The following is a 10122-nucleotide window of genomic DNA, read 5'->3' as shown; positions in this document are numbered from 1 at the left end:
AACAGAAAAAATGAAATTTGGATTACATAACTTGAAAATCATGGTAATATATAAAATGTTAATTTCATATATAAATATATATGTATAGGAGGAGAAATGATTTGTCAGATTTACAGACGAAGTTAGGTAGTGGAATGAATAAGTTACAAGAAGGAATAGAACAAGGGAAAATGAAGTTGCAAGTTGCACAAGAAATTGCTCAATTGAAAAAGGGAATGCAAGTGCAAATGCAGAAAAAAGCAGAGGTTCTATTAGAGGTTGGACAGCAAGTGTATGTTCAATTAAGAGGAAGTGGAGTAAATGAAGCGAGCTTAAAAGAAATGATTGCTCCAGTTCAAGAATTTGATGTAGCTATTTATCAAGCAAGAAAGCGCATTGTTGAATTGCAAAAACAACAAGGTGAAAAAGCTACATGTGAATGTGGTGGACCTTTATCAATAAATGATAAGTTTTGTGGTTCGTGTGGAAAGCCTAACCCGATGTTAGCAGTAGAAAATGAAGGTGAAACGGTAAATTGTATTTCATGTAATGAGCATATCGATAAAAACTCTACTTACTGTCCAGTTTGTGGAATTAAGCAAAGTGGGGAGTGAATTAAATGTATTGTCGCACATGTGGAAAACAACATGGTGAAGAAGTAAATTATTGCCCAAATGAAGGTAGTATGGAGATTGCAGGAGCTATAGATGCAGTAACATTAGAAAAAGATACTGCAAAATACTGCAGAGGTTGTGGCAGTGAAAATGCTCAAAAAAATTTATATTGTCAAGAGTGTGGGTATTCTTTATCTGTTGTGAAGAAAAAAGAACAAACTGTAAAATTGCCTACAATGGATGGTGCTCCTAAAGTTGAATTTAAAGCAGATAAAGCCGTTTTACAAAAAGGTTTTATTGGTGGGGCTGTTGCAAGTATTCTCATGTTAATTGCTGGTTGGATTGGTAGTTTATTATTTGCCTCTATGTTAAGTGAGATGTTTAGCAAATTTGCGAAAGAATTAGAAATGTTGCCAAGTTTTTATTCGAGTGCAACTTCTACGATGTTAAGTTACCATTTACTTGGTTTTACAGCTAACGATGATAGTGGATTGATATTTTCTTTATCTTGGCATACTCCATTTACATTATTATTAATCATTCCATTTATTATTTTCGCTGGTACAGGAATTTGGTTAGGGAAACAGCATGTTGCGAAAACGATTAAAGATCAAATCTTTATGGCGGCAACAGTTGGTATTATTTATGGAGTCTTTTTATTCATTATAAGTTTTATAGCATCACAATCTTTTGCAATCCCATTCTCAGAAGCAGGTAAGATTACGGTTGGCTATTCAGCGATGAAGAGTTTATTGAGTGGTTTTGTATGTGGGACATTATTTACCTTATTAGGATTTATTGCTCATACAAGCAAAAACAATATGGCAGCAGCATTTCAAGAGTTAATGCCATATGGAGCGTCTGTTTATTACGGTGTTTCGGCTATGATAAAAGGACTTTTAGTAACAGCAGTAGCGGTTTGTATTATGGCGTTAGTAAGTAAGGAAGACGGTATTGAACCATTAAAAGAAATAACAACTTTAAAATCTGAAAGTACATTATTAGCATTAGAGTTAACACCTCAATTATGGAGTATGGCTCATTTTGCGCCATTAGAAGTATCAAGTCCAGCACTTAGTAAGGAATTTACTAGAATTGGTAAGAAATCAAATGCATATGAGAGCACACTATCGTTTTCATTTATATCAGGCGTCTCTGTAAATGGCGTAGAGCTTAGAGAGATATTGATTTCAAAAGGAGCAAATGAGGGAAGCCTTGCAGAATTTGATAAAGTGAATAACGTATTCCATTACGGTTTATTACTGCTTATTATTCCATTGTTCTTTATGTTTAGAGCGGGAAGAAAGTTAGCTAAATTACCGACTGCCAATATATATATTACATTAGCGGTATGCAGTGGTTCTTACACAATTATGATGATTGTAATGAATATGATTTCTAAGTTCCAAATTAATGCTTCAGGAACTGTAACAAGTTTATTTGGAACAAGCGGAACAGTACTATCTATGCAAAATTCATTTACATATTTAATTTTGTTTAGTTTTATTGTGACATATGTAGCAGCATTTGCTGGAATGAAATTAGCTAAAAAATAGGAGGAGAGCACGTTGAAGTTTTGTGGAACATGTAAAAAGAACGTTGCAGACCATTTGAACTTTTGTCCTGAGTGTGGGAGTAAAGTAGAAGTAATCGTTGATAACACTGCTGCTTCATATACAGAATTACAAAGTGAGACAAAACCAGTGAAAAGTAAGAAAAATTTATTTTTAATCATTGGTTTTGCCATTATTGCTGCATTATTATTTGGGGCATATAAATTTGGAGCATATAAGTTTTCAAAAGAAAAGCAAGTAAATGTAATGATTGAAGCATTCCAAAAGAAAGATATTAATGCAATTGATGAGTTTGTAAAAGCAAATGATTCAAGCTTAAAGATTAAGACAGAGGATCTTAAAGCGTACATGCGTTATTTACAAGAGAATCCTTCTTACAACAAACAATTACTGTCTTATTTACAGAAAGAGACAGTAGATCAAAAGTTAACAAAAGATAAATCTTCATTTAAGGACGGGGAAATAGTAGAAGAGGGAAAAGAGTGGTTCTTATATCCAAAGTATAAGTTCAGCATGAAATCTTATTATATGAGCGTTAGTACAACTGCAAAAAATGCAGAAATATATGTGAATGACAAAAAAGAAGCAGAGCTTTCTAGTGATAAAACTTCGAAAGAGTTGGGGCCATACTTCCCAGGTACATATGTTGTAAAGGCAACGGCCAAGACAGAACTTACTGAATTAGAAACAGAGAAAGAAGTAGATTTAGCGGATGAACAGAGCGAGAAGGTGAAAGTGGATTTATCGCTTGAAGGCAAGTATGTAAGCATTTCTTCTGATGAAAGTGATGCAACTGTATTTGTGAATGGGAAAAAACGTGGAAAATTAAATTATGGAAGTTATAAGCTTGGCCCTGTATCCACAGATGAAACAGTAGAAGTACATTTAGAGAAAACTACTGATCTTGGTGTGATGAAATCTGAAAGTGTTAAAATTGGAGACCAAAGCACATATTACTTAAAATTCCCGAAAGAAACATCAAGTTCAGCAGTGGGCGAATTTGTAAGAAATCATATTTATGATAACGTACGTGCAATTTCATTAAATGATTTTAGTTTAATTGAAAATAATTATGATAAGAGCGGGAAATCGTATAAGGAAGACCGTGATTATATACAGTATTTACACAAAAAAGGAATTACAGAAGACTTATTAACGATGGAAGTTCGTAATGTAGAGCGTCAAAGTGCTACGAAATATAAAGTAACGACATATGAAGAGTATCATATTCGTTACGGTGATGGATCTGTGAAGTTCAAAAGTTTTAATAACGAACATATTGTAACTGTGAATGGAAATGGAAAGATGTTGTATCATTCTCTTGGTGCAAATAATACGTTGAAATCAGAAGATGTATCTGGTCCAACTCGTTAATATGAGAGAAGCTGTTCAATATTTGAACAGCTTCTTTTTTGTAGCTAAATCGATATTTCGTGTCGAACCGTTGATATATCGTAAGTTATGATAGATATAATCGAAAAATCGTTGATATATTGCGATTTATGATAGATATAATTGAAAAATCGTTGATATATTTTTTTACAATTATGAGTGTGTTTCCTTTAGTATCGCTTGTACATATGGATCATGTAATATTTGCTCTATAATTGGTAACATGTTTTGTTCAAATGGAATGTCGATAGGAAATGGCTTTTGAGAGCCTGGTTTTATTCCATATTGCACAATTTTGTAATGTGTATTGTTTTCAGACTTGAGCACAATTAACTTATAGCGGTTATCATCGCCAGCGAGTGAAAAATCAATAGAAGTAGCGTTATATGTCACTTCATCTTTATATATGTACGGTTTTGGCGTACCAATCCAGTCTACTTTTGCTTGTACATTCATGGGCGTAGCCTCCTTATATGTATTATAAATAAATAAAAGCCAGCTCTCAATAAAGAGAACCGGCTTGTAATTTAGCAGTCATTGGTTATTTTAAAATTTTCACTTTAACAGTTTTGCGTCCCCATTTTTGAGCAGCGCTATCCGATCCAAGTAAGATATCAATACGGTTACCTTTAATTGCACCACCAGTATCTCCAGCGATAGCTTCTCCGTAACCTTCTACCCATACTTTAGATCCTAATGGGATTACTTTCGGGTCAACAGCGATCATTTTCATGTTTGGATTCGCAGTTAAATCATGACCCATTGCAGTTAATACACGGCCGCCATATGTGCCACCGTTTTCGCTCGGGTGAGCTGTATATGCTGTAGCTACAACTGTTAACTCACGACCACCAGATGGTGTGCTAGTTTCAGCAGCTTTCACAGCAGGCTTAGCAGCTGGTTTTGCTTGTGCTACAGGTGCTTGAGCCTTAGCTGGTGCTGCAGCTTTAGCAGGAGCAGTTGTTTCTTGTTTCTCAATTACAGGTGCTGTACCTGTTAAGAAAGGAACATGAACATAAGCTGTTTTCCCGTTATATTCAAATTGTAACCACTCATTTTGTACTTGGTTCGTTGTTTCGATTACATCGTCTTTCTTCAACTTTCCAAGAACCTCTGAGTTTGTGTTCGCTTCAGCACGTACGTTTAATACGTTAGCTGTTACGTAGTAGATGCTTTTTGTGAACTCTGCACTTACGAATGCGTCTTTACCGTCTAAAGTAATTTTTGACCATCCGTTCTCTGTATTTTGAACATCTATTTTATTACCGTTTAGTAATTTACCGACAACTTTTGATTCAGTAGTAGGGTTTTCGCGTACGTTTAGTACGTCTGTTGTTACAACAGTTTCTGCATTAGCAGATGATGTGAAAATCCCAAGACCAAAAACTGCTGCTGTTGCTATACCAATTAATTTTTTCATGATAGCCTCCATTGCGTTTGTTTTCGTGTCCTCATTATAGCAACAGATTTTTTCGGATTTGGGGAAAACACACAATTACAAACCATTCGTAATAAGTCGTTAACATCCTGTAATATAACAAAAAATATAGGAAAGCGTTTTTCATTCTATATGACTCATAGGTTTCTAGTTATATTCAAAATATTTAATACAACATGTTTTTTTCGACGTAAATAAAAATATTACAGGAATGTTACATGATGTTTACTAAACGATTACATTCCTTGAGTATTTTACCGTTTTATGGGTAATATAGTTATATAAACATAAACATTTTGTTTGTGAAGCTATAAACACGTGCTACATACTAGCAAAAAAACCGCATAATTGTTACAAAACGAAAGGGTTGCAAGGAAGAACTTTGCCCTTTTTTACATATGTAACACATCCTTTTTTAGGAAAATACATTCCTATCCGCGTTTTTCTCACACAATTTGACAGCAGTATTTCTAACTTGTAGCTCTTGCAGAGTGAAAAGGTTATACGAAAGGTAAGGCTGTCCATAAGAATTCGAATTGGTGAAGGTGAAAGTAAGAAAATCACCGCAAAATTATAGTTTTCTATCCGATTTTACATATCGGAATTTATGTTATTTACAAAAGCGAAACCTACGAAGGGGGATTTGATGAGGAAACTGACAAAAACATTCATCGTTTCATTAACATTATGTATTGCATTTACAATTTGGGGGATTATTCCCGAATCTATTATTGGAAAAGGTAGCTTAGGAAATGTAACAACCGCAATTCAAACTGCATTAGTTAGTAAGTTCGGGTGGTTTTATATTATTTCCGTGTCTATTATTTTAGGTGTGTCTATCTTTTTAATTGTTTCGAAATACGGTTCTATTCGTTTAGGTAAAGATGATGATGAACCTGATTATAGTTATATGACATGGTTTGCTATGTTATTTAGTGCTGGTATGGGTATTGGCTTAGTTTTCTGGGGCGTTGCCGAACCATTAAACCATTTATACGCACCTCCGTTTGGAGATAGTGCAACTGAGGAAAGTGCGCGCCTTGCACTGCGTTTTTCGTTTTTCCATTGGGGATTACATCCTTGGGGACTATATGCGTTTGTAGCGTTATGTATTGCTTACTTTACCTTTAGAAAAGGAAAAGCAAGTACGATTAGTGCGACAGTAGGTCCGTTATTTAAGGGCGGGGAACACGGGCGTATTGCTCATTCATTTGATGTGTTAGCTGTTTTCGCAACTGTATTTGGTGTTGCAACGTCATTAGGTCTTGGTGCGAAACAAATTGCAGGTGGTGTTAGTTATTTAACATCTATCCCGAACTCATTAACGACTCAGTTAGTTATTATTGCAATCGTAACAGTATTATTTATGTTATCTGCGCAAACAGGTCTTGATAAAGGAATTAAATATTTAAGTAATACGAATATTATTTTTGCATTTGCACTTATGATCATTGTATTATTTGCAGGTCCAACAAACTTTATTATGAATTACTTCACTTCAACAATCGGTTCTTATATTCAGGAATTGCCAAGTATGAGTTTCCGTTTAAGTCCATTAGACGAAGGTGGGAATCAATGGATTCAGTCATGGACAATTTTCTATTGGGCATGGTGGATTGCGTGGTCACCGTTCGTAGGTACGTTTATTGCTCGTGTTTCACGAGGTCGTACGATTCGTGAGTTTGTTATCGGTGTGTTACTTGTGCCGACCGTAATTGGTGCACTTTGGTTCTCTGTGTTCGGCGGTACTGGTATTCATATGGAGCTGTTTGGTGATGCACATATCTTCGACAAAGTGAAAGAAATGGGAACAGAAGTAGGATTATTCGCTATGTTCGATCAGATGGGCAGCTTTGGATCAGCTTTATCAGTTTTAGGTATTTTACTTATTGCAACATTCTTTATTACATCTGCAGACTCTGCAACATTTGTTTTAGGAATGTTAACGACACATGGTAGTTTAAACCCACCAAATCGTATTAAAATGATTTGGGGTATCGTTCTAGCCGCGATAGCTTCTACGCTATTATATATTGGCGGATTAGAAGCCTTACAAACGGCAGCTATCATTGCAGCATTCCCGTTCGTCTTCGTTATTTTCTTTATGATGGCAGCATTATTTAAAGAGTTACAAAAAGAAGGGCGTATGAAGCGTCATTAATAATAAAAGGAAAAGAGCTGATTTCATATCAGCTCTTTTTTTATCCCTCTATTTGCCGAGCAGTAAGAACCCCATCTCAAAATTCAGCAAAAGCAAATAAGTCGAGCTGCTTGTAAAAGCCCGATTGATGATGGCTAATGAAAGTTTCACTTTATATAGAAGGAATTTGAAATGCGGGTAGGGGAAATAAAATACTTTACCATATAAGTAGTATGCCTTTTATACGAAGAAAAAACGATAGGTTTCGACAATATTCGATACCTTACGAATTCTATTCGTATTTTTGTCAAAAATATGTCGGAAATGTGTTGTCACGTTTATATATATGTGCTATATTATTTCCTGTAAGCGATTTCAAATAGTTTTAAAGCGCATTCAAGGGGGACATCTAGAATAATGAAACGTTACGAAAGAAAGTGGAAGCATATTTGTTTGAAACGTGTGGCACATCGTAGTGTCCAAGAAAGCACGGAACCTAAGACTGAAACGCGCAAAGAACAGCAAGAGAAGCAATTGGTTCTACAAAAATAGCAATCACTTTTTCGTATATAAATGAAGGTCGATCGTTCGTTGGGGGATGGACGTGAAATTACTTTCAGCTAAGGGGTATTGTCTGATATATAATTTATACGGCAATAAATAAGCACAGAGCATACGGCGCTCTGTGCTTATTGTTATTATTTATCTTTTTTGAATCGAACTGTCTTATCCCAGCCAATGACTTGTTTCTTGCTCTTTGCACGTAAGTATAAGATTAAGCTACGAATAAATAAGTACGTAAAGAGCTGTGCGTACGTAAAGTACATAATAACGCTAATAAAAATATTAGTCGGTGTAAAGGTTCGTTCGACACTCTGGGCACTAAATAATTGAGAAACATATGTAATATATGCGACATACCACATAAATAGTAGCGGAATGCTATATTGAATTTGGAATATCCCGAGTAGCCCAATTACAAACCAAACGTTTGAAATGATTAGGAATAGCCAAAATACAACATACACTAGAACTTGTTGTAAGGAATGGACGAGAAGTTTTCCTTTAAAGAAACTTAATGACGAGAACATTTTTTCTAAAATGTATAAATTCCCTTGGAGCCAACGTGTACGTTGTTTAATAAGAATTTTTAAATGCTCTGGTTCTTGTTCCCAAGTAACTGATTCTGGGACGATTGGTAAGAGATAACCTTTTTGTGTAATTCGTAATGTTAATTCAGCATCTTCTGCAATTGCATAAGGGTCATAGCCACCAAGCTCTTCTAGTGCGGAGCGACGAAGAAGCATATTTGTTCCTGTCAGTGAGCCTGTTTGGAATAGTAACCAGCGTCCAGATTGCATAAGGAGCTGGAAGATTTGAAATTCCAGTGAAATCATTCGCGTCAGCCAGTTTCGCTTTTCGTTTACTGTACGAACATGTCCAACAGCTCCAACAGCATCTTCAGTTGTTTCAGCGTGCTCTACAAGCATTCGCAGTGCGTGTGGTTCAGGTTGGTTATCTGCATCGTACACACAGAAGTATTCACCATCTGAAATACTAAGCCCATAGTTTAGTACACGTGATTTACCCTTCGGTTCACCGGGGGGAACACGAATATGACGAATATGAGCATAAGCTTTATCGAAATCATCGCCGATTTCAGGTGTTTCATCTTGAGAGTTATCATTTAATAAATAAATAGTTAGCTTTCCAGGATATTCAATCTTCGCCATCGCCTCTAAAGTATCTTTAATAACGACGCCTTCATTATGGGCAGGTATGAAAATATCGACGCTCGGATAATGTTCTAGCGTACGATCTTTTCGTTTGCTATTTCGATGAATTAAGCCCGCAATTGTTAAGAAAGAGTAGTAAACGAGTAAACCAGAGAATAGAAAGGCCGTAAAAATCAGTACATATTTAATTGAAAATGTGATACTAATCCAAAAAACGAGTACGCAAAACAGAAGGAATAAAAGAAGTATAACGAGAGTCATCATAACAGTGTCTGTCCTTTGTTTCCAATGTGCTCGCGTGAAATTTTTATATCTCGGATTGCTTCAGCAGCAAGCCATTGCTCCATTTTTGGCTTTAGGCGGTTCATTACAATGTCAGCACCAGCTTCATTTGTGTTTTGTAATAAAATAACTAGCGTATTATTATCATATTCAGCAGCAAGGTCAAAATCATTCCTTACCGTTTCAACTAATAAGGAAGCTACACGGTCCATAACACTTTCCTTCGTATATTTACTAAAGGAAGTGAAATCAAAGTAAATGATAACGCCTGTTTCATTACGACGATTCATTGCAGTTGTTAATAATGCTTGGCGTCTCTCGAATTCTTGTCTTGTTAGTAATTTTGATTCTCCAATATATTGTTCTAATGTTCTCACACGCTCAGTTAAAGTTTTATTTTCATGAATTACTTTTTTCAATAGGTGAGTTGTTATATATACAATAAAGAAGTTAGCTGCCATCAGGAAGTGGATAATCATATATTGCCATTGATCTGATGTACTCCATAAATGAAGCCATGCTTGATAGAACAAATAAAATACGGAAATAATGGTTCCTAGTATGAAGAAAACAAATGCTGTTTTGTCAGCTAAAAATAAGAATAGTACATTTACGATTACGTATATTATTGTAAAAATAAGAGCATGCTCATATTTCGTCACATGTACAGTAGTAAAATAAAATACAATTTGTAAAATCCACATAGAGAGGATTTTATAGAACTTATCTTTCACAAAACTTTCCTCCTTAAAGCTATTTCATCAATAGATACTTGTAGTATGCGCAATTATTAAGAAATTGACCATGTCGTTACATTCTTTTGAAGGGCAACAACAAGTAGTATCTCTATTTTCATTAGAAAAATAAAAAGACTTAAACATTATTGTATCATAATGTTCTTATATTCGGTATAAAGTGATTAATAGATGCACAAAAGACATTTGGATTGCATGAAAAAAGTCTCCTC

8 protein-coding genes are annotated in these 10122 nt (G+C 35.1%); 4 read left to right on the top strand and 4 right to left on the bottom strand.

Translation table 11 applies throughout. From position 1 onward, the window contains the following. Positions 1 to 101 precede the first annotated feature (101 nt). From ACTFR3_RS18185 to ACTFR3_RS18175, 3 genes are read left to right on the top strand one after another with little or no spacing between them, the layout of a single operon-like run. Positions 102 to 593, top strand: coding sequence for a zinc ribbon domain-containing protein (locus ACTFR3_RS18185; RefSeq protein WP_001281753.1), 492 nt, complete (start codon positions 102 to 104; stop codon positions 591 to 593). A gap of 5 nt (positions 594 to 598) precedes the next feature. Next, positions 599 to 2149: a zinc ribbon domain-containing protein gene (locus ACTFR3_RS18180; protein ID WP_440044643.1), complete on the top strand. Its 1551-nt coding sequence runs from the start codon at positions 599 to 601 to the stop codon at positions 2147 to 2149. Between the two features lie 12 nt (positions 2150 to 2161). Then, positions 2162 to 3541 carry a zinc ribbon domain-containing protein gene (locus ACTFR3_RS18175; protein WP_440044642.1) on the top strand — a complete coding sequence of 460 codons (1380 nt, stop codon included), beginning with the start codon at positions 2162 to 2164 and terminating at the stop codon, positions 3539 to 3541. Between the two features lie 171 nt (positions 3542 to 3712). On the opposite strand, the gene ACTFR3_RS18170 is transcribed toward ACTFR3_RS18175, so the two are convergent. Beyond that, positions 3713 to 4015, bottom strand: a complete 303-nt coding sequence (locus ACTFR3_RS18170; RefSeq protein ID WP_001102539.1) for a DUF3910 family protein — start codon at positions 4013 to 4015, stop codon at positions 3713 to 3715. 85 nt (positions 4016 to 4100) lie between these two features. Then, complete coding sequence (locus ACTFR3_RS18165; RefSeq protein ID WP_000733328.1) at positions 4101 to 4979, bottom strand: cell wall-binding protein EntA; 879 nt, start codon at positions 4977 to 4979, stop codon at positions 4101 to 4103. Positions 4980 to 5643: 664 nt separating this feature from the next. Between ACTFR3_RS18165 and opuD the strand changes: the two genes are divergently transcribed. Next, positions 5644 to 7158, top strand: a complete 1515-nt coding sequence (gene opuD / locus ACTFR3_RS18160; protein WP_001229103.1) for a glycine betaine transporter OpuD — start codon at positions 5644 to 5646, stop codon at positions 7156 to 7158. A 677-nt stretch (positions 7159 to 7835) separates the two neighbouring features. Here opuD and ACTFR3_RS18155 read toward each other — a convergent pair. Beyond that, positions 7836 to 9137: a glycosyltransferase family 2 protein gene (locus tag ACTFR3_RS18155; protein WP_000988751.1), complete on the bottom strand. Its 1302-nt coding sequence runs from the start codon at positions 9135 to 9137 to the stop codon at positions 7836 to 7838. After that, positions 9134 to 9889 carry a diguanylate cyclase domain-containing protein gene (locus tag ACTFR3_RS18150; protein ID WP_000653220.1) on the bottom strand — a complete coding sequence of 252 codons (756 nt, stop codon included), beginning with the start codon at positions 9887 to 9889 and terminating at the stop codon, positions 9134 to 9136. The genes ACTFR3_RS18155 and ACTFR3_RS18150 overlap by 4 nt, the downstream gene beginning before the upstream one ends. Positions 9890 to 10122: the final 233 nt, after the last annotated feature.

This window comes from Bacillus cereus group sp. MYBK14-1, assembly GCF_051916885.1.
GTDB lineage: Bacteria > Bacillota > Bacilli > Bacillales > Bacillaceae_G > Bacillus_A > Bacillus_A cereus.
This window is presented reverse-complemented; position numbering and strand designations above follow the sequence as displayed.

Excerpts from the sequence above, each read along its gene's own strand:
- ACTFR3_RS18180 (WP_440044643.1), top strand. The coding sequence starts at position 599 with ATGTATTGTCGCACATGTGGAAAACAACATGGTGAAGAAGTAAATTAT.
- ACTFR3_RS18170 (WP_001102539.1), bottom strand. The coding sequence starts at position 4,015 with ATGAATGTACAAGCAAAAGTAGACTGGATTGGTACGCCAAAACCGTAC.
- ACTFR3_RS18165 (WP_000733328.1), bottom strand. The coding sequence starts at position 4,979 with ATGAAAAAATTAATTGGTATAGCAACAGCAGCAGTTTTTGGTCTTGGG.
- opuD (WP_001229103.1), top strand. The coding sequence starts at position 5,644 with ATGAGGAAACTGACAAAAACATTCATCGTTTCATTAACATTATGTATT.
- ACTFR3_RS18155 (WP_000988751.1), bottom strand. The coding sequence starts at position 9,137 with ATGATGACTCTCGTTATACTTCTTTTATTCCTTCTGTTTTGCGTACTC.